This window comes from Pontibacter harenae, from assembly GCF_020907245.1.
Lineage (GTDB): Bacteria > Bacteroidota > Bacteroidia > Cytophagales > Hymenobacteraceae > Pontibacter > Pontibacter harenae.
Map to the genome: position 1 here is coordinate 1 of NZ_JAJJWH010000057.1, position 22,732 is coordinate 22,732.

At 46.4% G+C, this 22,732-nt stretch carries 28 protein-coding genes and 1 rRNA gene; 21 read left to right on the forward strand and 8 right to left on the reverse strand.

All coding sequences use genetic code 11. From position 1 onward, the window contains the following. Window positions 1-353: 353 nt before the first annotated feature. Both LN893_RS18550 and LN893_RS18555 read right to left on the reverse strand, forming a co-directional pair. Complete coding sequence (locus LN893_RS18550; RefSeq protein WP_229972709.1) at window positions 354-989, reverse strand: Pycsar system effector family protein; 636 nt, start codon at window positions 987-989, stop codon at window positions 354-356. Window positions 990-1,419: 430 nt separating this feature from the next. Then, window positions 1,420-2,229 (reverse strand): SDR family NAD(P)-dependent oxidoreductase, encoded by an 810-nt coding sequence (locus LN893_RS18555; RefSeq protein ID WP_229972711.1) that lies wholly within the window; start codon window positions 2,227-2,229, stop codon window positions 1,420-1,422. Between the two features lie 562 nt (window positions 2,230-2,791). On the opposite strand from LN893_RS18555, the gene LN893_RS20865 reads away from it, so the two are divergent. From LN893_RS20865 to LN893_RS18655, 21 genes are all read left to right on the forward strand, one after another. Further along, window positions 2,792-2,983, forward strand: coding sequence for an SDR family NAD(P)-dependent oxidoreductase (locus LN893_RS20865; protein WP_369427703.1), 192 nt, complete (start codon window positions 2,792-2,794; stop codon window positions 2,981-2,983). Between the two features lie 20 nt (window positions 2,984-3,003). After that, window positions 3,004-3,585 carry an oxidoreductase gene (locus LN893_RS18560; protein WP_369427704.1) on the forward strand — a complete coding sequence of 194 codons (582 nt, stop codon included), beginning with the start codon at window positions 3,004-3,006 and terminating at the stop codon, window positions 3,583-3,585. 29 nt (window positions 3,586-3,614) lie between these two features. Then, window positions 3,615-4,616: a saccharopine dehydrogenase family protein gene (locus tag LN893_RS18565; protein ID WP_229972713.1), complete on the forward strand. Its 1,002-nt coding sequence runs from the start codon at window positions 3,615-3,617 to the stop codon at window positions 4,614-4,616. 291 nt (window positions 4,617-4,907) lie between these two features. Further along, window positions 4,908-5,540: a DUF2652 domain-containing protein gene (locus tag LN893_RS18570; protein WP_229972715.1), complete on the forward strand. Its 633-nt coding sequence runs from the start codon at window positions 4,908-4,910 to the stop codon at window positions 5,538-5,540. A gap of 200 nt (window positions 5,541-5,740) precedes the next feature. Beyond that, window positions 5,741-7,384 (forward strand): NADP-dependent glyceraldehyde-3-phosphate dehydrogenase, encoded by a 1,644-nt coding sequence (locus LN893_RS18575; protein ID WP_229972717.1) that lies wholly within the window; start codon window positions 5,741-5,743, stop codon window positions 7,382-7,384. A 172-nt stretch (window positions 7,385-7,556) separates the two neighbouring features. Beyond that, entirely contained in the window at window positions 7,557-8,363 is an 807-nt protein-coding gene (locus LN893_RS18580) for an SDR family oxidoreductase (protein ID WP_229972719.1), read from the forward strand. Window positions 8,364-8,423: 60 nt separating this feature from the next. Then, on the forward strand, window positions 8,424-9,335 hold the full coding sequence (locus tag LN893_RS18585; RefSeq protein WP_229972720.1) for a helix-turn-helix domain-containing protein: 912 nt from the start codon (window positions 8,424-8,426) through the stop codon (window positions 9,333-9,335). 434 nt (window positions 9,336-9,769) lie between these two features. After that, complete coding sequence (locus tag LN893_RS18590) at window positions 9,770-10,555, forward strand: alpha/beta hydrolase (protein WP_229972722.1); 786 nt, start codon at window positions 9,770-9,772, stop codon at window positions 10,553-10,555. Window positions 10,556-10,558: 3 nt separating this feature from the next. Further along, window positions 10,559-11,020 carry a peroxiredoxin gene (locus tag LN893_RS18595; RefSeq protein WP_229972724.1) on the forward strand — a complete coding sequence of 154 codons (462 nt, stop codon included), beginning with the start codon at window positions 10,559-10,561 and terminating at the stop codon, window positions 11,018-11,020. Window positions 11,021-11,022: 2 nt separating this feature from the next. Next, the gene (locus LN893_RS18600) at window positions 11,023-11,619 is read left to right on the forward strand and encodes a Crp/Fnr family transcriptional regulator (RefSeq protein WP_229972726.1); all 597 of its coding nucleotides are present in this window, start codon (window positions 11,023-11,025) and stop codon (window positions 11,617-11,619) included. 55 nt (window positions 11,620-11,674) lie between these two features. Continuing rightward, window positions 11,675-12,253: a TetR/AcrR family transcriptional regulator gene (locus tag LN893_RS18605; protein ID WP_229972729.1), complete on the forward strand. Its 579-nt coding sequence runs from the start codon at window positions 11,675-11,677 to the stop codon at window positions 12,251-12,253. Between the two features lie 207 nt (window positions 12,254-12,460). Next, window positions 12,461-12,718: a hypothetical protein gene (locus LN893_RS18610; RefSeq protein ID WP_229972731.1), complete on the forward strand. Its 258-nt coding sequence runs from the start codon at window positions 12,461-12,463 to the stop codon at window positions 12,716-12,718. Between the two features lie 6 nt (window positions 12,719-12,724). Next, complete coding sequence (locus tag LN893_RS18615) at window positions 12,725-12,916, forward strand: hypothetical protein (RefSeq protein WP_229972733.1); 192 nt, start codon at window positions 12,725-12,727, stop codon at window positions 12,914-12,916. A gap of 56 nt (window positions 12,917-12,972) precedes the next feature. Continuing rightward, window positions 12,973-13,758 (forward strand): SDR family oxidoreductase, encoded by a 786-nt coding sequence (locus LN893_RS18620; RefSeq protein ID WP_229972735.1) that lies wholly within the window; start codon window positions 12,973-12,975, stop codon window positions 13,756-13,758. 128 nt (window positions 13,759-13,886) lie between these two features. After that, window positions 13,887-14,354, forward strand: a complete 468-nt coding sequence (locus LN893_RS18625; protein WP_229972737.1) for a nuclear transport factor 2 family protein — start codon at window positions 13,887-13,889, stop codon at window positions 14,352-14,354. Then, complete coding sequence (locus LN893_RS18630; protein ID WP_229972739.1) at window positions 14,347-15,075, forward strand: SDR family NAD(P)-dependent oxidoreductase; 729 nt, start codon at window positions 14,347-14,349, stop codon at window positions 15,073-15,075. The genes LN893_RS18625 and LN893_RS18630 overlap by 8 nt, the downstream gene beginning before the upstream one ends. A 188-nt stretch (window positions 15,076-15,263) precedes the next feature. Beyond that, the gene (locus LN893_RS18635) at window positions 15,264-15,785 is read left to right on the forward strand and encodes a DNA-3-methyladenine glycosylase I (RefSeq protein WP_229972741.1); all 522 of its coding nucleotides are present in this window, start codon (window positions 15,264-15,266) and stop codon (window positions 15,783-15,785) included. Next, on the forward strand, window positions 15,770-16,129 hold the full coding sequence (locus LN893_RS18640) for a nuclear transport factor 2 family protein (RefSeq protein WP_229972743.1): 360 nt from the start codon (window positions 15,770-15,772) through the stop codon (window positions 16,127-16,129). The genes LN893_RS18635 and LN893_RS18640 overlap by 16 nt, the downstream gene beginning before the upstream one ends. A gap of 14 nt (window positions 16,130-16,143) precedes the next feature. Beyond that, on the forward strand, window positions 16,144-16,467 hold the full coding sequence (locus tag LN893_RS18645; protein ID WP_229972745.1) for a nucleoside triphosphate pyrophosphohydrolase family protein: 324 nt from the start codon (window positions 16,144-16,146) through the stop codon (window positions 16,465-16,467). 116 nt (window positions 16,468-16,583) lie between these two features. Continuing rightward, entirely contained in the window at window positions 16,584-16,802 is a 219-nt protein-coding gene (locus LN893_RS18650; RefSeq protein ID WP_229972747.1) for a hypothetical protein, read from the forward strand. Between the two features lie 158 nt (window positions 16,803-16,960). Further along, complete coding sequence (locus LN893_RS18655) at window positions 16,961-18,505, forward strand: aldehyde dehydrogenase family protein (protein ID WP_229972748.1); 1,545 nt, start codon at window positions 16,961-16,963, stop codon at window positions 18,503-18,505. A gap of 505 nt (window positions 18,506-19,010) precedes the next feature. Here LN893_RS18655 and LN893_RS18660 read toward each other — a convergent pair. The 6 genes from LN893_RS18660 to LN893_RS18685 all read right to left on the reverse strand — a co-directional run. Continuing rightward, entirely contained in the window at window positions 19,011-19,670 is a 660-nt protein-coding gene (locus LN893_RS18660; protein WP_229972750.1) for a transposase, read from the reverse strand. Beyond that, on the reverse strand, window positions 19,655-20,515 hold the full coding sequence (locus LN893_RS18665; protein WP_229972752.1) for a transposase: 861 nt from the start codon (window positions 20,513-20,515) through the stop codon (window positions 19,655-19,657). Before LN893_RS18665 ends, LN893_RS18660 begins: the two co-directional genes overlap by 16 nt. Before the next feature lie 477 nt (window positions 20,516-20,992). Beyond that, window positions 20,993-21,104: ribosomal RNA gene (gene rrf / locus LN893_RS18670) — 5S ribosomal RNA — on the reverse strand. 189 nt (window positions 21,105-21,293) lie between these two features. Further along, on the reverse strand, window positions 21,294-22,046 hold the full coding sequence (locus LN893_RS18675) for an SDR family NAD(P)-dependent oxidoreductase (protein ID WP_229972754.1): 753 nt from the start codon (window positions 22,044-22,046) through the stop codon (window positions 21,294-21,296). A gap of 103 nt (window positions 22,047-22,149) precedes the next feature. After that, a complete protein-coding gene (locus LN893_RS18680; RefSeq protein WP_229972756.1) occupies window positions 22,150-22,338 on the reverse strand; it encodes a hypothetical protein in 189 nt (62 codons plus the stop codon). 156 nt (window positions 22,339-22,494) lie between these two features. Continuing rightward, window positions 22,495-22,732: hypothetical protein (locus LN893_RS18685; protein ID WP_229972758.1), on the reverse strand; the 238-nt coding region annotated here is incomplete at its 5' end.

The following is a 22,732-nucleotide window of genomic DNA, read 5'->3' on the forward strand; positions in this document are numbered from 1 at the left end:
TCAAGTAGCTCTCTGTTTATTCAAGGATTTCCCTTATTTCACCTTAATGAATGTTCGGTTTATAGCCTTCTATGAAGTTTTGAAATCTTATTGTTTCAGGGCTTTTAACTTTTCTACACTCTTCAATAAAAGGATTGACATCTTTATTAGTTCTTGCTAATTATACCTAACATAAGTGAGCTTATGAGCCGATAAGCTATATTATGATCAGCAAGACATTTCGGGTGAAATCCTCTTTTACGTCCTAAACTTAGGTTTTTTTTGAGACGGTTGCTGTCAACCTATCTTAGGATTAGACAAGAACTAGACACAGTGCTGTGTAGTTGCGGTCAGTTACAAAGAAGCACATAATCCTAAATGTAGTAATTGCTTGAAAGCAACGTAGATGCAATAACAAAAGCGATAACTGAGATAATCAAGCAAAACATAAAGACATCATAGGCGATTTTCAGCAGCTTATATTTTTTACCCAATACCCTACCCTGGCTGAAGACGTCCCGGATGAGGCTTCGGTACAAAAAGTCCCTATCATCCATCAACTGAAGCATATCTTCAGCATATACATCAAAAGACATGCGGTAAAAATTTCCGAAGAACAATAGGTTTGCCTTTTTAGCATCGATTTCGCACTGCGTGTATATGCCTTTGGGAACATGCGGTCTGGTAGATAGAATGGAAAAGACAATGGTAATCAAACAAACCACCAAGAGCATAAGCGAGGGAATAATGAGGTAGCTGTTACTTTCCATGCCTTTGATAATGGTGCCCAGCAAAACAGAGATAATGATGGAGTTAACGGTAATCAATATATTGGCCTTCGCGTCTGCCTGATTGCTTAGCTGCTGGCTATTGTTTGACGTGACCCGGAACAAGGTTTCAATGCCTTTAGTAGGCCTATCTTCCTTTTCCTTTTCTTTTTTTCCTTCTTTTGGGGGTTTCTCCGTTACCACGCCCTGCGGTGTTTCTGCTGATTTATTGTTCGTTTCCATATCTTATGACTTAATAATTACCAGCTTAATTTACCTGCTTAAGCTATTCTGGAATAATGCTACTTTAAGGCCACGTATGACGTAGTGCTTTCAACTGGCATACCTACGCCTGCCTGCATAAGCAGGAAGTTGGGAACTCCATGTCAGAGTTGAGCCGATCGGGAAAGTACCGCCAATAATCAGCAAGATGCCCTACGTTGTTGACCATCATACCCACTTTCCCACATGTATCCGTGGTGTGCCAGATGAGCCTCCACCGATTCACGGTGGGTGACATCGGTGGCAAAGGCTGTCGCCTGCCCTCGTGAGGTACTGATATGACTTTTTAACACCATCAAGTTAGCTCAGGCGATGCGCGCCCGAGCTAACTTTGGCTCCTCAGTCTGCCTGATGTCCGGCCACTTTCCCGTTCAGATTTCCTCTTTCCATCTTAGATTATTTTATAAAGTCCCTGTATCTGTTCGCTGTGCGCTTCGATACCGAGGTGCTGTCGGGTCTCGGACAGGGCAATGGCGTCCGGGCCCGCCAGATAGCGACGCTGCGACTTGTCGTCTGTTGCCGCTTCGTATATGACCTCCGCGATCTCTGCCGGGTCCGAGAAGATGACGTTGGTGCTTCCGTCCTCGAACCCTGAGATCATCTTGTTCCATAGCGGCATGTAGGCATCATGCGCCGCAAAGGACAGGGAGCGCCCGACATAGTCTGTGTTCATCGCTCCCGGGGCGATGGTCTTGAAGTAGATCCCGAACTGGTTGGCCTCGTAGTTCATGGCTTCACTCCATCCTTCCAAGGCGAATTTCGTTGCGCTGTAGATGGAGGCCAGGGGATTTGCGGCAATCCCGGCGGCAGAGGTGACAGTCAGGAACAGCCCTTTCCTGTGGTGTTCCCTGAAATAGGTCACAAAGGGCTGGGCCACGCGGAACACACCGAGCAGGTTGGTGTCGAGTTGCCTGGTGATCTGCTCCTCCGTGTAGGCCTCAAATCCGCCGACAAGCCCATAGCCGGCATTGTTCAGCACCACGTCGACGCCCATTGCCATGGCTTGCCCGACCGTTTCCCGTACCTGTTCAGCTCTGGTTACATCCAAGGGCAACAAGGTTACCCTTTCCAGCTGGTTTAGCTCCGTTTCCTTTTCCGGGTTCCGCATCGTGGCGATCACCCTCCAGCCATTGGCATGGAATAATTCAGCGGCGGCTTTCCCTAAGCCGGAAGAGGCGCCTGTAATGAAGATTGTTTGCATGGTTTCTTTCTTTAAATGTCTGATGCAAAGATCCGGAGCCGCCGGGAGGGGCAAGTTGCCGGTTCGGTAAATGGTGTATCCATAATGACAGAGGAAAAATATATCTTTATTTTAAAACAAACGTTTCAGAAATATGCATATCTTTGCAGCAGCTGTGGCAAGAAACGTTGAATTCAACGATGAGGTAGCGATCCGTAAGCCGATGGAGGTGTTTTGGAGCAAGAACTATAGGGACGCTACTATGAAGAGAATCTGTATAGGCGCATTCAAATTTATTCTTCCAAGATAAGAAAAGCATTGCATCAGTTATGAGACTATAAGAGCTTGAAAGTTTTGGGTTCTGGCTAGGGCCGTTTACAGCACAAAGACAAAATTCAAACAAGGAAGCTGTTTAGGGTTTCCAAAGAAATAGCGACAGAAGAGGCAGTAAATAGTTGCTTCTACTCAGCATGTTCAAAAAATCTAAACAGCTTCATGCTTAAGTATCAATAAAAATTTCACCCCAAGGTTAAATTTTTTTCGGAAATTCTAAAACAAACGATTCAAAATAAAACGAATCATCATGGAAAACAAGGAACAGATCATCCCGGAGTTGGCAGGCAAAATTGCTTTGGTTACAGGCGGTACCAAAGGAATAGGAAAAGCCATCGCCGACAGATTGGCCCAAGCAGGCGCTACAGTAATCATCACTGCAAGGAATGAACCGGCAGATAACGAATACGGACACCATTTATCAAAGCAGACCTGGCAATAGCAGAAGAAACAACTCCTGTTATCACTGGCGTTCTGGAAAAATTCGGGGCAGTGGATATTTTGATCAACAACATGGGCGGCTCCAGCAGCCCATCAGGTGGCTTCAGTGTGCTGACAGACGAGCACTGGGAAAACGACCTGCACCTGAACCTGCTGGCTCCGGTACGTATCGACAGGGCTATCCTGCCGACTATGCTGGAAAAGAAAAGCGGAGTGATCATCCATATTTCTTCCTTAACCGGCGTTTTGCCTATGTGGGAGTCTTTAGGCGCTTATGCAGTGGCAAAGGCGGCTTTGATCAACTACAGTAAAAGCCTTTCAAAGGAAGTCACCCCAAAAGGCATTCGCGTGATGACCGTATCACCTGGCATGGTCAAAACCGAAACCATGGACGGTTACCTGCAATCATTGGCAGATGGTGCCGGTATCACTATAGAGGAGAGCACACAGAATGTCATGAATTCCCTCGGCGGTATTCCTTTGGGCAGGATGGCAAGCCCTGAAGACGTAGCCGAAATAGTAGGTTTCCTGGTTTCACCAAGGGCATCTTACCTGTCTGGGGCAAACTACATCATTGACGGAGGTTCAAACCCCACTGTCTAAATAAGGCATTCATATTAAAGAATCAACCCATGGATACATCAAAAAACAAACTACTGATATACGGAGCTGCCGGCTATACCGGACGATTAGTATGCGAACGAGCAAAAGAACTGGGACTACCCTTCGAAATCGCAGGCAGGTCTGGCAATACGATAGAACCCTTGGCGAAGGAGCTCGGGGTTGCTTACCACACCTTCCCGGTAGATGACGCTGCCGGATGGAAAGCGGCACTGAAAGACACTTTCTGCCTGATCAACGCAGCCGGCCCTTTTGAGAACACGGCGGAATATGCGATGAAAGCCTGCCTTGACAGCGGTGTTCACCACCTGGATATCAGTGCGGAACTCCCCACCTACCAACTTGCCGAATCGTTGGATGAGCAGGCTAAGCAAGCCGGGATCATGCTTATCTCCGGTGCAGGTATGTTCGTGAGCTATGATGCACTGGTGCTGCACACCGCCAGCCGCGTCAAGAACCCCCATAGAGTATCTGTGGCATTCAGGCATTACGGGGGCTTCTCCCGCGGTTCGGTCAAGAGTAGTCGTCATATCGCGGATTTAGGCATCCTGGTAAGGGAAGACGGTAAAATCAAGCAAGTGGCTGATGCGCAGACCAAACTGTTCGACTTTGGCGACGGGGAGGAGGAATGTCTGCCAACCCCGTTAGGCGGCATAATCCTTTCCTACAAATCAACCGGCATTCCAAACATCGAAGAATACTTTCAGCTTAAGTTACCTGCGTCCGGCATGGCGGACCTGGCGGATATAGATGCCCTGCCGGACGGCCCGGATTCGGAGGAACGGGCGGCAGGCAGAACCAGGCTTGCTGCGGAAGTTACCGGTGAAGATGGCGGAAAGGCTTATTCGGTAGTGGACGCCCCTTCCGGGTACACCCTGACCTCTCTTTCTGTAGTGGCAGTAGCGAACAGGATCTTAATGGGCGATTTCAAAACAGGTTTCCAATCCCCGGCCTCTGCTTTCGGGGAGTCAATCATCAGTGACATTCCAGATACACACATCATCGACTTTTAAAAGGAAAGAGAGACAGCCTGAGTCGAAGGTAGTGAAACAGATTCCGTTTATCCTATAAAGGACGTGACTGCATGAAAAGCCCTTACCTAGTTTCAGGTGAAATCAGGTAAGAGGTATTGATAAGCATTTTGGATACAACAATCCCTTATTTGGATACTCCTTGATTTTAAATCAAGCCGAAATTTACATCTAACAGCTATCCATAGATTCATCCGGAAACCCTGGGAATCTATGTGCCTGCAAACGAGGTGTAAGTAGGGTACGGCAGTAAAACCATTTAATAGGAACGGAATGTTAAAGACACTTGAAAAACAATCAACATCGTTCAACAACCTACGGGTCCCTGGACGATATACCAACACACCATCGAAAGGATTGATTGTGATGCCAGATATTAGTGGTTTTACCCGTTTTGTCAACTCAACCGACATGGCAGAAGGAAAACTTATCATCACGGAGTTGCTGTCGTCCATTCTGGAGAATAACATTCTGGGCCTGAAGGTATCGGAGATCGAGGGAGACGCGGTTCTTTTCTATAGAATCGGACCGCCTCCTTCCGGCTCTGATATTTTAAGGCAATATGAACAGATGCTATTCCACTTCAAAGAGAAAGTGGCCGAATTCACCGATCTGTTTCACCATGATTCAAAATTATCCTTGAAACTAATCGCGCATTACGGAGAGGTTTCTGAATACAGGGTGGGGGGCTTTGAGAAACTATACGGAAGGGCTGTCATTGAGTCCCACCGGCTTCTTAAAAATTCCATTGATAGCCATTCATATGCCCTTTTGACGGATGACTTACTAGATGCAGTTACACAGGTGCCCTTTAGAAATCAGGAAAAAGGTATAAATGCCAGCAAACTGTGCCAGGTATACGGAGATTTGCGAAATATCTGCTTTACCTACTTTGATTATAACTGAAAGGAGCAGGGATTGATAATCAGCAATACCTGATTGTCCACTCACCCTTCTACTAAAGGCTGTTGAATTCAGGAGGGGAAAACAGATGCTACTTTTTACCCATTCTTCGGGGATGACCCGCTTCCTGCAGGGGTAGTGCCATCCAATCCATGTTAGGTACTCCGAAACAGAATAAGTCACTTTAAAACCATTGTATTGTTATGGAATCAGAGAATAAACTAAAGCGGTTGATCATTCATCCGGATTTAATTCCGGCCGAGAACAGAATAAAAAGGCCGATTCACCAGCGCCGTATATTGATCGACGGGGAGCTGGAAGATTGGAACGGGCCAGTACACCAGGTGTTTTCCCCTATTTATCTTAGAAACACCGATAATTCATCGGCAGAGGAATCACAAATGCTGATCGGGAGCTACCCGCTGGCAACAAGCAAAGAGGCCGAATTAGCGTTGAACGCGGCGGTAAAGGCCTACAACGGCGGGCGGGGCCCATGGCCTTCCATGCCGGTGCAAAAAAGGATCAGGTGCCTGGATGTCTTTACCAGGAAAATGGTCCAGCGCAAAGATGAGATAGTGAATCTGATCATGTGGGAGATCGGCAAAAGCTCCGCCGATGCAGAGAAGGAGTTCGACCGGACAATCGAATACATACAGGACACGGTAAGAGCGGCGAAGAAACTGAATAACTCAACGTCTGCTTTCCAGGTACAGCAAAACTTCATCGGCCAAACCAAAAAATTGCCTTATGGGGTGGTCTTGTGCATGGGGCCATTCAATTACCCGCTGAACGAGACGTTTACCACGCTTATTCCGGCGCTGATCATGGGGAACACCATTTTGTTCAAACCGCCGAAACACGGTACGCTCCTGTTCGAGCCTTTGCTGGAGGCTTTTTGGGAGGCCTTTCCGAAGGGCGTTGTAAATACCGTGTATGGCCGGGGGCGTGATACGGTTCCCTTCTTGATGCAATCCGGCAAAGTCGATGTTCTGGCTTTGATCGGCTCGAGTAAAGTAGCCGACAGCCTCAAAAAGATGCACCCTAAATCCAACCGCCTGAAGTCGGTGTTGGGCCTGGATGCCAAGAATGCGGCTATTGTCATGGATGATGCCGAACTGGACCTGACTGTCAAAGAGTGTATTTCCGGGGCCCTTGCCTTTAACGGGCAGCGGTGTACGGCGTTGAAAATCCTGTTTGTGCACACTGACATCGTCGACCGTTTCAACAAGCGTTTGGTGGAAGAGGTAGATAAGCTGGCGATCGGGATGCCTTGGACGGCAGGGGTGGCGATCACTCCGCTGGCGGAACCGGAGAAGCCAAAGTATTTACAGGAGTGCTTGGAAGATGCCGCCCGGCATGGGGCTACTATCCTGAATGCCGCATCCGGTGGGGGGACGGTATATAAATCTTTGATGAAACCTGCTATTGTATACCCGGTAAATGAAGCCATGAAGCTCTACCGGGAGGAGCAGTTCGGGCCGATCATACCCATCGTGCCGTTCGATGATGTTCAGATACCCGTCGATTATATCACGGAGTCTTCCTTCGGGCAGCAGGTCAGCATTTTCAGCCGGGACAGTGAGGAAATCGGTTTGCTGATTGATTTACTGGCTGGGCAGGTAGGCCGCATCAACATCAACAGCCAGTGCCAGCGTAGCCCGGATACCTTTTCCTTCAATGGCCGCAAGGATTCCGCTGAGGGCACCTTATCGGTGGAGGAAGCCTTGCATGCTTTCTCGGTTGATTCGGTCGTAAGCACCAAGCAAACGGCTTTCAACCAATCGATTATCGATGACATCCTGGTTAACCATAAATCGAACCGGTTAAGTCATACGGTTGCCCTTTGATGCTTCCATGTGTTAAGTCTATTCTTCCTTATCAAACCTCTTAGCAGAGTAAGCTTTTACAGTATCTTTCACCTTACACACGGTTATTCAGGCTACTATTTCCACCGTTTCGGTTAATCCGGAAACGGAAGGTTTATTGAACTTTGCATTATACAATTAAAACAAGATAGATATGCAAAAGACAATTTTTATTACAGGAGCATCCGCAGGATTAGGAAAAGCTACAGCCAGATTATTCCATTCAAAAGGCTGGAAGGTGATTGCTACCATGCGTAACCCCGAAAAGGAAACCGAGCTTTCGCAACTGGACAGCATCGTGCTGCTGCCTTTGGATGTGACCAAACCAAAACAAATCAGAGAAACCATAGCTAAGGTGCTGGAAAATCACGATGTTGATGTGGTATTGAATAACGCCGGGTACGGTTTAGTGGGGCCATTGGAGGCATTTACAGATGAGCAGATTGAAACGCAGATCCAAACCAACTTATTTGGAGTCATCCATGTATCCAGGGCATTCTTATCTTACTTCAGGGAAAAGAAAAGCGGCACTTTTATCAATGTAACTTCCTCTTTCGGATTATTGAGCTTCCCTACCTGTTCCGTTTATAGTGCTTCCAAATTCGGCGTAGACGGCTTTTCCGAGGGACTGGCTTATGAACTTGCCCAGTTTGGTATTCAGGTAAAGGTAGTGGCTCCGGGTGGAATGCAAACCGATTTTGCCGGACGTTCTTTGCAAGGTGGAATGCACGATGCCTATCAAAAGTTGACAGCCAAAGTAAGTGAAGGGTACAGCGCCGAGCAGGTGGCAGCATATACCAAAGCCGAAGAAGTAGCACAGGTTATTTTCAATGCGGCAACCGATGGTAAAAATCAGTTGAGATATGTTGCCGGGAAAGATGCGATTGCCTTATACACAGAGCGATTGGAAAGCGGACCTGAAGCGCAGGTGCACAAGATTAAATCTCAATTTGTATTTTAATTCAACTAAATTCCTGTCCGTACAAAAATAGAAAGGACAGGAATTTTAATTTTTTTCCAAATGAAAAAGCAGCCAGTCGTATTCAATTCTCTGTCCCAGCTCCATAAAGCAATGGGCCAACCGGCTCCTAGCCACCCGCTAATCAGCATCTTGAACTATGGAGAGGCCCATTTTGATCCTAAAGACTACGAACAGGGTATTATCCTGAATTTCTATAAAGTATCCTTCAAGACCAGCTTCTCGGGAAGGCTTAAATACGGGCAGGGCTATTATGATTTCGAAGAAGGCGGGATGTCTTTTATCGCTCCCGGACAACTACTGCGCATGCAGGAGGAAGAAGCCGATTACGACGGGATGACCTTACACATCCACCCGGATTTTCTACGGGCATATCCTTTGAATACCATCATCAAACAATACGGTTTTTTTAGTTATTCCGCAGCAGAGGCGCTCTATCTATCTGAAAAAGAAAAGGCGACTATTTTGAGTGTCTATCGCTTTATTCAGGACGAGTTAAGTGAAAGGGTCGACAAATTCAGCCAGGATGTGATTATTTCCCAGATTGAGTTATTGCTTAACTATGCTCACCGTTTCTACGACCGTCAGTTCATAACCAGGAAAGCGGTGAACAATGATATTCTGAGTAAATTAGAGGCATTGCTGGAGGATTATTTCAACGATGACAAATCATTGATAGACGGTTTGCCATCTGTTCATTCTGTAGCGGAACAATTACATCTTACACCACGGTATCTGAGTGATTTGCTGCGTAACCTGATAGGGCAGAACACCCAGCAATACATCCATGAAAAAGTCATTCACAAGGCTAAGGAATATCTGGCCAAAGACGAGTTAACGGTTGCCGAGATAGCTTACCAGCTTGGTTTCGAGCATCCGCAATCATTCAATAAACTCTTCAAGAGCAAGACGGCATTATCGCCATTGGATTATAAAAAAAACTTATTGAATTAGATAGCATAAGCTTTCTTATGCTCCTGGTTTCGGCTACATATCATGGTAATCGACCGAGAAACGGATCCCACATGGAATGGCTTTCTTTAATTGTTTATTGCATGGAAGGATAGCGGAAAACCTATCTGTCTTTCATACTATCGGAAATAGATGGGTAAATGCACTTTGCCTGCTCAAAAACAGCATTCCTTTTCAAATTATGGTTTGATTATGTTCATGAAGTAGCAGATCTTCTTCTGGTTTCTAATTCTTCCAAAAACACTTAGGTATGATAATCCAAAAGAAGTTCTCCGAAATTAACTTAAGTGAAAAATTGCGAGTTTGATTCTGTGGACCTTTGTTCTGTAATAAAAAACATAAAAATGGATGTAGTTAAAAACAAAACAAAAAAACTAACAAAGCTCTTTTCAGTTTTGAGTTTAGTGTTGGTTAGCATGATAGCATTTGCTTCCTGCTCTGATGATGACGATGCGGTTCTGGTAGCGGAAAGAACTCCCGTGGTACTGGTACACGGTGCTTGGCAGGCTTCTTTTGCCTGGGAACAAATCAAAGATAACCTGGTGGCAGATGGGTACGATGTTACCGTCGTAAATCTCAAAGGCCACGGTGACGATAATACACCGGTTAGCGGGCTTAGCTTTACTGGCTATGCCAATCAGGTAAAGGAAGCTATCACTTCATTCGATAAACCCGTCATACTTGTGGGGCACAGTTTGGGCGGTGCCGTAATCACGCAAGTAGCCTCAGAAATGCCAGCGAAAATCACAAAGCTGGTGTATGTAGCCGGATTCATTCCGCAAAATGGGAAAAGTGTTTTGGATTATGCTGGAATGGATCCGGGCTCACTGTTAGGGCCGGTACTGGAATTCAATCCAGACCATACATTGGCTGGCCTAGTGGATCCGGAGGTAAATTTCCCCAGGGTGTTCATTCAAGACGGAACTGAAGAGCAAAAGCAGTATGTGCTAAGTCATTACAAAGCAGAACCTGTCGCTCCTTTGGCAACACCATTGAAGTATACGCTGGAAAATTATAATTCTGCAGGAATAAAATATTATGTGTTCACCACCATGGACAATGCTATAAGCTATCCGTTCCAGCAACAAATGGCAACAGAGGCAGGCGTAACAAAAACCTTCACCATTCAGACGGGACATAGTCCGTTTGTGTCAAAGCCGAATGAACTGACTTCTATCCTTCAGCAAATTGCAAAAGACTGAACGATGGGAAATAGAACCAAAACAACGTTAGATGTAGGCGATAAAATCCCAGCATTTACGCTACAGGATCAGAACGGTATGGATTTTAACATCCAGCACTTCCTCGGTAAAAAATTAATCATCTACTTTTATCCGAAAGATGAAAGCGGGGTTTGTACCAAAGAAGCATGCGCGTTCCGGGATAGCTATAAATTCTTCGAAGACAAAGGTGCGATCGTAATCGGAATCAATTCAGGCAGTGTAGAGAGCCACAGAAATTTTGCTGCACACCATAAACTGAATTTCACCTTACTGAGCGACCCGGACAACAGGGTGTTGAAATCCTTCGGGATTAAAAACGTACTGTTCCTGACAGGAAGGGAAACCTTTGTGGTGGATGAAAGCGGGAAAGTCGTATTCAAATACCGTGGCTTTCTGAACGGGAATGCCCACGTGGACAAAACGCTGGAATACCTAAACAGTTAAAAATGGAAAGTGATAGCGTAAAACTTTTGCAAAATATAGTAACGCCGTTCGCAAGGCTAACGGAGGAGGAAATCTCCGTTAGCCTTCCTTTTTGGCAGAAAAGGGATATTCCCAGAGGAAATTTCTACAATAAGCAAAATGTAGTCTGCAAAGATCTAGGCATTGTCATCAAAGGAATCTTCCGGGTGTACTACTATGATCAGGAAGCGGACGAGGAAAAGAATATCTTCTTTTTTTCAGAAGGGCAATTTATCGTTTCGTTCCGGAGCTTCATCTACCAGCATCCCTGCAATTATTACATCGAGGCGTTGGAAGATGCTGAAATCCTGTATGTTCCATATCAGGATTTGCAAAACCTGTACCTGAACCACAAACCTTGGGAACGCTTCGGCAGAATTCTGGCAGAGCATTTTTTCAATCAGTCGCAGGGACGTGCAGAAGACTTATTGTTCCTCACCCACGAGCAACGTTATCTGAACCTGTTGAAAGAACACCCAAACATTGTCCAGCGTGTCGCCTCTTTTCATATCGCGTCATTTCTGGGCATCAAGCATCCATCTTTGAGCCGGATAAAGAAACGGATACAGGTAAATGAATAAAAATTCGAATTCTGAAATGATTGTTTCAAAAATTTGTTTACCTTTGCCTTGTATTATGGCACGAAACGTAGAATTTGATGAGCAACTGGCTATTTCCAAGGCAATGGACGTCTTTTGGAAAAAGGGCTATAATGGTACGACCATGCGAGATCTTACCGAGGCGATGGGTATCAACAGTAGCAGCTTGTACAATACCATCGGCGACAAGCACCAGCTCTTCGTGAAGTCCATCAAACACTACACGGAATCACGGATGGATGCCGCCAAAAAGCAGTTGCAGCAGATCACGTCTCCGCTGAAAGCGATTGAAAAGTATATCAACGCTTCCGTTTACACGATTACTAATGAACCTAACAGTTGCCTGGCCATTAAGACCACCTTTGAAGTAGCCACCGGTGATGCGGAAGTTCAGAAGATTATCAGGGCCGATAGTGAGTTTACCTATCAGCTGTTGATCGGATTGGTTAATAAAGCTATTGAGAAGAAGGAAATCAAGGTAAGTCAGGATGCGGAAATGCTGACAGACTATATCATCAATCATTTTACAGGCTGGCACGAGTCCTTTATCATCCACCGGGACAAAACAAGAATCAAGAAAACGGCGCAGTTCCTGATTGAGCAGCTAAGCCAATAATTTTTTTACCTTTTTTGAAACAAACGTTTTATAATTATGAACCCCATAGACCTACAGCAGTAATACAGCAGCTACTATACTGCGGGTGAATCACCAGAGGTAGTAGAAATCCCTGAGGTAAGCTATGTTTCCATTCTCGGAGAAGGAAGCCCTGGAACGGCCGCTTTCTACGGGAAGAAAAAAGCAATAAAAGACTTTGTTTCCCAGTTGCAAAAAAAATACGGTGGAACGGAGCAGGCGTTTATAAGCCAGGTAGTGGAAATCTTCTATTGGTTTGATGAAGAGCAAACGGGTTTCGTGGACATCGGTGAATTCTATACCACTGTGGACCTGGAACAGCTTCATTACCGGATAGCCATCCGCATTCCGGAGTATGTTTCAGACAAAGATATTCAAGAAATAGCCCAACGTTCAGCAGAGAATCCCTTTTCCAGGGATTTCGGGCGCTTTACCTATACGGCTTGAAAATGTGTGCAGCTCTTACACGCAGGACCCTTTGCGGAAGAATTGGAAACCCTTCCGCTATTGCAGGAATTTGCGACGGCCAATGGATTGATAAAGTCAGGCATGCACCACGAGATCCATTTGGTAAATTTCGAAAAGGGACAAAGCCAGGCACATCTCCGAACTATCCTGCGGGATCCGGTAGTGGCAATCAAATAAACATATTTTTTTAACCAAATCTGAAACAAATGTTTCAGTTAAATCAATGTTATAAAATGAAAAACCCAGAAAAAGAATTATCAGGCAAGGTAGCCTTGGTTACCGGTGGAACAAAGGGCATCGGAAAAGCCATCGCAGATGAGCTGGCAGCCTTGGGGGCTACCGTTATCGTTTCGGCACGGAGCAAACCCACAGAAGTCATAAACTATGATTTTATAGCTGCGGATCTGACGAAGAGCTCGGACAATGAAGAGTTGGCCCAAATAATTACCGAGCAATATGGCGGGTTGGATATTCTGGTCAACAATGTGGGTGGGACTTCTTCCCCGGCAGGTGGTTTCAGCGTGCTCTCAGACCAGGATTGGGAGAATGACCTGCAGCTGAACCTCTTGGCAGCTATTAAATTGGATAAGGCACTTGTTCCTTCCATGATTGCCCAGAAATCGGGAGTGGTTATCCATATATCCTCCCTCAACGGTAAACTGCCGCTTTATGCCTCTAATTTCTCTTACGGCGTTACTAAAGCAGCCCTGAACTGCTACAGTAAAACGCTGGCCAATGAAGTAGCTCCCAATGGTGTTCGGGTGATAACCGTTTCCCCTGGAATGGTCAAAACCACGGCGATGGATACTTTCTTAGAAAGTTATGCCACCTCCATTGGGAAAAGTCCTGATGAAGCCGCTCAGTTAGTGATGGATGGCCTGGGGGGAGTACCCATGAACCGGTTGGCCCAACCGGAGGAGATTGCGCATTTAGTGGGCTTTTTGGCCTCACCCAAAGCGTCTTACATCACCGGCGCCAATTATGTGATAGACGGCGGAACAATCCCGACTGTTTTTTAATGCCTTTTTCTAAAACAGATGCTACAAAAACAGAAGTTCGGTGAAGAAGATTGCTTTCAGGTATTCCAGATACATACCTAATTGGTCTTATTAACTCAAACCAACTAGACTGTAAATAAAATTATATTATGAGTAGCGAACAACAAATTTTAAACCTGATCGGGAAATACACCCATTATATGGATCAGGCAGATTTTGAAAAGGTAGGTGAATTGTTCATAAATGGAAAAATCATATCCCCAGGCAGCAGTATGGAAGGCAAGGAAGGGGTGGCAAGCCAATTGAAAAAAAATCTCCAGGTGTACCCGGATGGCACGCTGCGGACGGCACACATTACCACCAATATTGTCCTGGACATACAGGAGGAGAAAAATGAAGCCACCGCTGTATCGTACCTAACCATATTTCAGCAGGATAGAGAACGCGGCCTTGCCCTGCAGCCTATCGCAGTAGGGCGCTACCACGATATTTTCAAACAAACGAATGATACCTGGCATTTTTCAGTCCGCGAGTTGATCATCACCCTAGCCGGAGACCTGTCCCATCACGCAATGCCGGGTACTATTGATCCTGAATCGATAGAAAACAATGGGTAATAATAAAACTGTACTGGTAACCGGTGCCAATAAAGGCATCGGTTTGGCTACGGCTACATTGTTTGCAGAAAAGGGATACCAGGTTTGGATGGGTGTACGGGATATGGGGAAGGGAGAAGAAGCTTTGAACCAACTCAAAGCCCGTAATCTGGATGTTCAACTGGTGCAACTTGACGTTTCGGATGATGTAAGTGTACGCTCAGCTGCTTCGTATTTACAGCAACGTATCGGCAAGCTGGATATTTTGATCAACAATGCCGGCTATGCCCAGAACTTATCGGTTCTGCCAAGTGAGGAACCTCTGGCATCTATCCGAAACCAATTTGAGGTCAATACCTTCGGTCCTGTCAGGGTAACCCAAAATGTATTGCCTTTACTGAAAGCCTCTGATAGGGCAAGTATAATTATGGTCAGCAGTATTGTCGGCTCGCTTGCGCTTTCGGGTGATGAGAATACCATCTACGGAAAAGTGAATTTCGGTGGGTACTCCAGTTCCAAAACGGCATTGAATGCCTTTATGGTTGCATTTGCCAAGGAGTTAAAACCTTTGGGTATTCCGGTGGTGGGCATAGAACCAGGTCATATCAAGACGGATCTGAATAACAATACAGGTACAGATACTCCAGAAAGCGCAGCACAATTAATAGTCAGCTATGCTCTCCTACATGATATGTCAATAACTGGCGGATTCTTCGGACCCTCTGGTGTATTGCCCTGGTAGGAAGTAGCTAAAAAATTCGGTTACATTTATTCTGCGGCGGGACCGAAAGTTCGCAATGACAGCACAGTTCGTCAGAACGGCAACAAAACTCTCCGTTCCGGCGAACTTATCCTTCAGAGTTTGGAGCAACTTTGTGCTGTATCAAAGATAAAAACAATAAAATGAGTTATTGCAGTTATATCCCAACGATGAAAGACCCCAGCCGAAGCCTTCATCAACACTACCATGACAACCATTACGGATTTCCCATTCATGATGATAACGAACTGTTCGGCCGCCTCCTGATGGAAATCAACCAGGCAGGGTTAAGCTGGGAAACCATCCTGAAGAAAGAAAAAAGCTTCCGCAAAGCCTATGATGATTTCAATATCGAAAAGGTTGCCGCCTACAGCGAGACAGACCGTGCAAGGCTGCTAAATGACCCTGGGATTATCCGTAACAAACTTAAAGTGAATGCAGCCATAGAAAACGCGAAGTCAATCCTTGAACTGCAAAAAGAATACGGCAGTTTCGGAAAATGGCTGGAACACCACCATCCGAAAACCAAGGAAGAATGGGTAAAACTGTTTAAGAAAACATTCCGGTTTACCGGCGGTGAAATAGTGAACGAGTTTTTGATGAGTATCGGGTATCTGCCAGGAGCGCATTCCGAAACTTGCCCCGTCCATAAAGAAGCTGTAAAAGCAAAACCTATGTGGCTAAAGAGATAACGGAAATGAAAACACAAACTTTTATCAATGATTGGATTGCCGCCGGCAATGATTTCAAAACAAAGGAATACCTGGATTTCTACCAGCCCGATGCCATTTTGGATGATCCTTCTGTTGGAGCGACATTCACAGGACACAACGGCATCGGAGAATATTTTGACAGTTATTTTATTGGCTTTCAGACGCAGACTAAATTGGTCAAATTAGATGTTTTAGATGAGGAAAATGCGCACCTGGAAGTAGAGTTTACAGGAAAGTTTCCGGAGGGAAAAATAGGAGGAACCCTTGATTTTACATTCAAGGGTGGTAAGATCTCCTTTGTAAAAGCAGATTTAATACTTTAACCAAAAGAAAAAACATGAGCAAGCATAATTTAGACGAAATCATCCGCCGTTCATTGGAGATACGGGCAAAATATCATGAACTTGAGTTACAGCACCACGGAAGCGAATGGACGGTGGAAGAAGACGCGTTGGCCTATCTGACCGATGCCAGTTTGGTAGGTAGAAACATCATGTCGCAACAGCAACGCTGGCCAAAAGAGAATTCCCGAAACGAATTAGAGCATAAATTGGGGGAGAATGTTTGGTGGCTGATTGTATTGGCTGACAGATCAGGTATCGACATTAAGGATGCGGTACAAAAATTCATCAGCAGCAAAGAGCAATTACTGATCAACTAGCTGCGTCTAGAAATATTAATCCCATCCTGAGCCGATTTCATTATCTACAACAGCCTTGGGCTTCGACCACAACACCCGAAAAGGAATAGCTGGACGGACAGTATGTCTTGAATGAGTTGGGCGAACCAACTGCAGGATTGCTGTACCTAAACCATCATCTGGGCATTTCTTTACAGGTAATGAAGATTGGCGCCCACCCCTTGAACACTTACCCCAACCGCTCTGACCACCGCTCCACCTTCGACTACAAACTGATGATGAAGGATTTACAATCTGGTAGTTGCTGGAGCACGGCCTTATCCTGTTTACTTTGGAACGCTTGGGAGTTTCGCTAATTAACTGCAGAAATATTCCATTAGCTTATTCTTTTACTTATCCATTCAATGAAATCAAATGTACTTAGAGAGCGACTAACTCTATACTTAACTCCAAGAGAGTCTCCAGCACAGTGATTTCATTTCTTCTCCTCATATATCATAACGTAAGTTAATTAATGGCAAAAATCATTTCCCCACAGGTTGAGTTTACCCAGCTGCTTCACCAGGTGAAGCAGGTAGCTCCCGAAATATTTGACCAGCACGGCAACTTCCTAAACCTGATGGAGGGCCGCTGGCAGGAAAAAGGCTCTCCCAAAGAGTTTATATCCCCTATCGATGGCTCCGTAATAGGCAGTCTGCCGATGCTGGATAGGATCACTGCCCTACGCGCTGTACAAGGTGCCAACCGCGAGGCTGCTGACTGGGGCCGTGTAGACCTAGACGAGCGGAAGCGGCGTGTGCAGGAATGCCTGGATCAGTTGCGCAGCCATGTGGATCTTATCGGAAAGCTTTTAATGTGGGAGATCGGCAAAACCTACAAGCTTGGTTTTACCGACATAGACCGCTGTATTGACGGGGTGCAGTGGTACGTGGACAACATAGAGGAGATGCTCGGCAGCAGGCAGCCTCTGGGAGTAGTTTCTAACATCGCTTCTTGGAACTACCCAATGTCGGTGCTCATGCATGCGGTACTGGTGCAGGTGTTAAGCGGCAATGTGGCCGTGGCAAAAACACCTACTGAAGGTGGATTTATTTCGCTAAGCCTTGCCTTTGCTATTGCACGTCGCAGTGGCTTACCTGTAACGCTGGTAAGCGGTTCAGGTGGAGAGCTAAGTGATGTGTTGGTAAAAGACCAGGCCATCGACTGCCTATCTTTTGTAGGTGGCCGCTATAACGGGCGCAACATTGCCGATGCCCTGGCTTCGGTGCATAAGCGTTACATGCTGGAGATGGAGGGCGTAAACACCTATGGGATATGGAACTTCACAGACTGGAACAGCCTAGGCGAGCAACTCAAAAAAGGTTATGACTACGGCAAGCAGCGGTGTACCGCTTACGTGCGATTTGTGGTAGAGCGACGTTCGTTCCCGCAATTCTTAGAAACATACTGGGATGCCATCCGCAACCTCAGAATCGGTAACCCTACCTTAGTGGATAACCCAGATGACAAGCTGCCTGATCTGGCTTTCGGACCTGTGATCAACAGCCGTCAGGCTCAGGACCTGGACAGGCTTTATGCCGATGCACTTAAAACTGGTGCTACTCCTTTTTATGAAGGCAAACTGGACGACAGCCTTTTCTTACCAGACCAGGACCGCTCAGCTTATAGAGCACCAAGAGCTCTTGTAAACCTGCCACGCCAGAGTGAGCTATACTTTAAAGAGCCGTTCGGACCGATTGATTCTGTTGTGCTGGTAGACCGTGTAGAGGAGCTGGTTGGAGAAATGAACATCTCCAATGGTGCCTTGGTAGCCGCCATTGCCTCCGACGACGTAAAGTGGGCCCAGCACACTGCCAGGGAAGTACGGGCTTTCAAAGTAGGCATCAACAAACTTCGCTCCCGTGGCGACCGTGAAGAGGTGTTTGGAGGCCTGGGTGAATCATGGAAAGGAGCGTTCGTGGGTGGCAAGTTGCTAGTGGAAGCCGTTACACAGGGTGCGCCTTCAGCACCTGTACTTGGTAATTACGAAGACGCGCTCCTGCTGCCTGAGAATATCTAGACGTTTTCTACTACTCTTTTGGGAGGAGCTCAATGAGTAGGCTTTCTTATTATGAATCATCGATAAATTTGGAATCAGCGATATGCTGGTTCCAAATTTATTTTCTTCCAGCACAAGCCACCAAAGCATAAGGAGACTGCTCCATTTCAGTAATCTTTTTCGGGATCTAATCGGAATCTAATAAGGTGTGATAGCTATTTTATCATAGTATACTCATCTGAATAGTACCTGCTTCTTGAATCCCATATGTGAAATAGCAAAGGATAAATAGAAAATAAATACCTTTGGCTCATAGCACGCTTCCTATAGGATCTTATTGAATATAAAATAATACACAATTAATTGATTTAAAGAATCTTAACCAAGTCTTATAATTTCTCTTATGATAGGCCCTCACCCAATTCGTCTCATTTAACCCTCGTGGCTGTTGCACAACTATTTTCTAGTGTTGTCTTTTCTGATTCTCAGCTCTCCAAAAAGCTTTTCAGTTCAAGTTTTATCAGTTTCAGTTGAGGAAGAGAAGTGAAGATATTAAGAAACTGCCTCTAAAATCCTGTTGGCGCTCTTTTTCCAGTGCCGTGGCCATGCTTACAGCTTTGGTTGGCTTAAACTTCATGTACTTTCTGAGGTTGAATGCAGCGGCAGCCATGAGCATGACTTTATGGGCACCTGATTTTCCGAGCACGTTGATCTTGCGCAGGCCGTAGTGCTGCACCAGGCTCCCAAAGACTGGCTCCACCGTGCTCTGGCAAAGCTTTTTCATCTGCTTTCCCCGCCTGCTGTTCTGCCTGGCGTGTGCCCGCTGGTACTGCCCGTCATAGGCGGTTCGGGTAATTTTTCGGCACCGGGTCCTGGGGGCGCAGGTGGGCTTGTTCGGGCACTGCCTGCAGTCACTGGGACCCGCCCAGTAGTTTTTCAGCAGCCTGCCGTCCATTGTATGGTCAAAACCCATAAAAGGGAGCGGCTTGCCCATCGGGCAGAGGTAGCGGTCATTCTCCCTGTCATAGGGAAAACCCTCTATCTTGGGCTTGTACTTTCCGAACACAGGAATCCACCCTGTGATGCCCTGCTGCTCGAGCATGTAATAATTGGAGCCGTTGGAGTAGCCCGCATCGGCCAGCAGGTCCTGCATCAGCAGCGCATTTGCCTTCAACCTGCTTTGCACCTGCGTGACAAGGGACGGCAGGTGCTGACTGTCCCTGCCGCGGCGAAGTCCGAACGGATGTGGGAGATGACACCTCTGGCTGTATCGACAGCCATGCTGCAGTGATAGTTGAGCTTCCTGGCCTTGCCGGGCTTTACTGATATGCGGGCATCGGGGTCGTGCGGGCTGTAGTGCGTCTTATTGCTCAGCAGCTGCGCCCTCTTGTGGCTCGCTCCCAGCACCTTTGGGGCCTTCTTCAGGTTATCCTGGTGCTTCTCCAGCTTCCTGAGCTGATGGGCGGGAGCGGTGATAGGCTGTGCCGGTTTCCTGTTTATACGAAGCGTCCGCTGTCTGTCTGCCACCTGCTGCTGCAAGGACTCTTTCGGCTGCTTCAGCAGCAGGCTCTCCATGGGGGCGTTGGCCTTGACGGGGGCCGAATCGATTGCCTGCCTGCTGCCCGAGACCAAGCCCTTCTCCACGCAAAGCGTGAACACGCTGTCAAACAAGGCTTCGAACAGGGCCTCCGGGTAAAGCTGACGGGTGCGGGAGAGGGTGGAGTGCCAGGACAGCGGCTCGTCGAGCTGGTAACCCAGAAAGTAGAGCAGGTCCAGCCTCAGGCTGCAGTGCTCGATGAGCCTACTCTCAGAGGTGATGTTCTCCAGGTAGCCCACCAGGCAGAGCTTAAAGAACACCACCGGGTCGATGGACTGCTGGCCGCACTGGCCGTAACACTTACGGGTAAGCCCGTAGAGGAAGTCCAGATTTAACTGCTGCTTAAGCCGTCGGTAAAAGTTGTGCGCCGGCACGTGCGCCGAAAGCGAGAAGTGCAGCTGCTTCTCATCCTTAAAAGCCTTTTTGCCCTGCATAGCTCCAAGATTTAGCCCTTTTCCTTTTACGACTATACTTAGCCTGCTGTGCAACAGCCACCATACGCTTAAAGAGATAGCATACCTGCTTGAGTTTAAGGAGTACCCTTACTTTAGCCGTTTTTTCAAGCAGCACACATCCCAAACGCCGGAAAGTTTTAAAAAGGAGGTTCACAACCACATTTCTTTTTAAAGCCAATACTTTGATATGAAGTAGGGAAACGTGCACAATTGAAGAATGAGTGATTGTCGTGGTTCTGTATATTCGCCACATCTTGACTAAAACCAAGTGTACTCTATCTGAGCTTGCCCTTTATTGAAGATCGTAAATAGAAGAAGGTAAGGCCTGTTAAAATGCCCTTTGCAAATAAGAGTCATAATCACCCTCGTAAATGAACTGTGGGATTATGTCACCCCCTATGATTTAAAGCCAAGAACGCCCCATCCTCTTTCGAAGATGGGGCATCTTGTTTATGGGGTTTGCGGCGGCCTACTCTCCCAGATGTGACTCCAGTACCATCGGCGCGGCGGGGTTTAACTGCTCTGTTCGGGATGGGAAGAGGTGAATACCCGCGCTGTAGCCGTCATTGTCTTTCCACGGTTTCTGGCCGTGTGCGGGCCGTCATTCGGCCTGTGCTTTCGGCACTTGAGAACGCGCTCGGGCAATTAGTACCGCTCTGCTGTGCCGTTTCCAGCATTACACCTGCGGCCTATCGACGTCATCGTTTTGGTTCTTTCTTGATTGGCATCATCTATTGAAGACTCTTTTAGCACCTGGCTAGTTTCGTCCTGCCATAACGCCTCCGTCGATGTCCCATATGGCACCGGTTACCCAGCTGGTTTCATCGGATAATAGAAAAGCTATGGTTTTAGCGATGTCCTCTGGCCTGCCCACTCTTCCTATTGGATGGAAAGCATTGAAGCCCTGCAGTGTTTCCTCAATTTTATCGCTGTCAATGAACGAGCCATAAATAGGCGTTACCACTACGGCTGGTGACACCGCATTCACGCGAATGTTAAATTCAGCAAGCTCCATGGCCAAATGCTGTGTGAGGCTGTGCAACCCTGCCTTTGCCATGGAGTATGCACTTGACGGTGTCGCTTTTATGGCTTGCTTCGCCCACATGGAGCCAATGTTGACAATAGAGCCGCCACCATTGGACTTCATTACTTCTGCAGCCGATTGAGTGATAAAAAAGAATGCCTTGTTGAAGTTGTGGTAAATGTCATAATCCTCTTCGGTATGCTCCAGGAATGATTTTGGCTTGAAATACCCCGCTGCGTTGACCAGGTATTTCAGGTTCTGCATTTGGCTCGGTATTTTCTCGCAAAAGGATTTTACCTCTGCCATATCGGCTAAGTCTAGTCCATAGATCCTGACCTTACCTTTCCCTTCCAGTTCTTTTTTAACGTCTGATAAGTTTGCGCTGTTTCTAGCTAATATTACCACCTCGTGCCCTTTCTCTAAAAGAATCTCAGCAGTGGCTTTGCCCATACCAGTTGTACCACCTACTATTAACGCTTGTACCATAATCTATTATTTGATTTTTGTATTGATTACAATTTTTGATATATGTCTCGAAGCGGTAATGTACGTTGCATTGCAATGTTCGTTTGAATGCTTCGTTAATAGGCTATAGAACTACAATGTATACCCTTACCTTAGGAGTATCCTTCAGATATGGTTTCAAAGCAACCACTACATCATTCAAGAACAAAGTATTTGAACGATAGGCCTGTGCCTCTTCCGCTGTGTTGAAGTCATGGAGAACCTGTACATCTTCGTCTTCTATCAGAGGTTCCTTAGATATTATCTTTGCCATTGTAGAATAATTTAAAATTTACATCGCAAAGCTCCCCAGATGACAGGCTGCAGGAAATGGACAGTAATAAAAAGAGACGTTAAGCAAAACCCGTATTTTAAAGGCAAAAATTTTCAGAAGAACTTAGACATCGTTGACAGACTGAACAGCCTGGCATCAGGCAAAGGCGTTAGCGCAACTGATACTGGCAAAAGATGAAGATCTGGTGCCCATCCCAATATCAAAACGCAGAAAATACTTGGAAGAAAATGTGAAGGCTGTTGAAATAGAAATAAGCAAGTCAGAAGTGGAAGAGACTGATAATGCTTTTCCTCCCGAAATAACCGTAGGAACACAGCATTGATATTTGGTTGCCACACCTCCTAAGGCTTTATCACCTGTAAAACCTCCCTCT

What these genes read in the sequence shown, in the direction of transcription:
- LN893_RS18550 (WP_229972709.1), bottom strand. Translation starts at nt 989, where the DNA reads ATGGAAACGAACAATAAATCAGCAGAAACACCGCAGGGCGTGGTAACG.
- LN893_RS18555 (WP_229972711.1), bottom strand. Translation starts at nt 2,229, where the DNA reads ATGCAAACAATCTTCATTACAGGCGCCTCTTCCGGCTTAGGGAAAGCC.
- LN893_RS20865 (WP_369427703.1), top strand. Translation starts at nt 2,792, where the DNA reads ATGGAAAACAAGGAACAGATCATCCCGGAGTTGGCAGGCAAAATTGCT.
- LN893_RS18565 (WP_229972713.1), top strand. Translation starts at nt 3,615, where the DNA reads ATGGATACATCAAAAAACAAACTACTGATATACGGAGCTGCCGGCTAT.
- LN893_RS18570 (WP_229972715.1), top strand. Translation starts at nt 4,908, where the DNA reads ATGTTAAAGACACTTGAAAAACAATCAACATCGTTCAACAACCTACGG.
- LN893_RS18575 (WP_229972717.1), top strand. Translation starts at nt 5,741, where the DNA reads ATGGAATCAGAGAATAAACTAAAGCGGTTGATCATTCATCCGGATTTA.
- LN893_RS18580 (WP_229972719.1), top strand. Translation starts at nt 7,557, where the DNA reads ATGCAAAAGACAATTTTTATTACAGGAGCATCCGCAGGATTAGGAAAA.
- LN893_RS18585 (WP_229972720.1), top strand. Translation starts at nt 8,424, where the DNA reads ATGAAAAAGCAGCCAGTCGTATTCAATTCTCTGTCCCAGCTCCATAAA.
- LN893_RS18590 (WP_229972722.1), top strand. Translation starts at nt 9,770, where the DNA reads ATGATAGCATTTGCTTCCTGCTCTGATGATGACGATGCGGTTCTGGTA.
- LN893_RS18595 (WP_229972724.1), top strand. Translation starts at nt 10,559, where the DNA reads ATGGGAAATAGAACCAAAACAACGTTAGATGTAGGCGATAAAATCCCA.
- LN893_RS18600 (WP_229972726.1), top strand. Translation starts at nt 11,023, where the DNA reads ATGGAAAGTGATAGCGTAAAACTTTTGCAAAATATAGTAACGCCGTTC.
- LN893_RS18605 (WP_229972729.1), top strand. Translation starts at nt 11,675, where the DNA reads ATGGCACGAAACGTAGAATTTGATGAGCAACTGGCTATTTCCAAGGCA.
- LN893_RS18620 (WP_229972735.1), top strand. Translation starts at nt 12,973, where the DNA reads ATGAAAAACCCAGAAAAAGAATTATCAGGCAAGGTAGCCTTGGTTACC.
- LN893_RS18625 (WP_229972737.1), top strand. Translation starts at nt 13,887, where the DNA reads ATGAGTAGCGAACAACAAATTTTAAACCTGATCGGGAAATACACCCAT.
- LN893_RS18630 (WP_229972739.1), top strand. Translation starts at nt 14,347, where the DNA reads ATGGGTAATAATAAAACTGTACTGGTAACCGGTGCCAATAAAGGCATC.
- LN893_RS18635 (WP_229972741.1), top strand. Translation starts at nt 15,264, where the DNA reads ATGAAAGACCCCAGCCGAAGCCTTCATCAACACTACCATGACAACCAT.
- LN893_RS18645 (WP_229972745.1), top strand. Translation starts at nt 16,144, where the DNA reads ATGAGCAAGCATAATTTAGACGAAATCATCCGCCGTTCATTGGAGATA.
- LN893_RS18655 (WP_229972748.1), top strand. Translation starts at nt 16,961, where the DNA reads ATGGCAAAAATCATTTCCCCACAGGTTGAGTTTACCCAGCTGCTTCAC.
- LN893_RS18665 (WP_229972752.1), bottom strand. Translation starts at nt 20,515, where the DNA reads ATGCAGGGCAAAAAGGCTTTTAAGGATGAGAAGCAGCTGCACTTCTCG.
- LN893_RS18675 (WP_229972754.1), bottom strand. Translation starts at nt 22,046, where the DNA reads ATGGTACAAGCGTTAATAGTAGGTGGTACAACTGGTATGGGCAAAGCC.
- LN893_RS18680 (WP_229972756.1), bottom strand. Translation starts at nt 22,338, where the DNA reads ATGGCAAAGATAATATCTAAGGAACCTCTGATAGAAGACGAAGATGTA.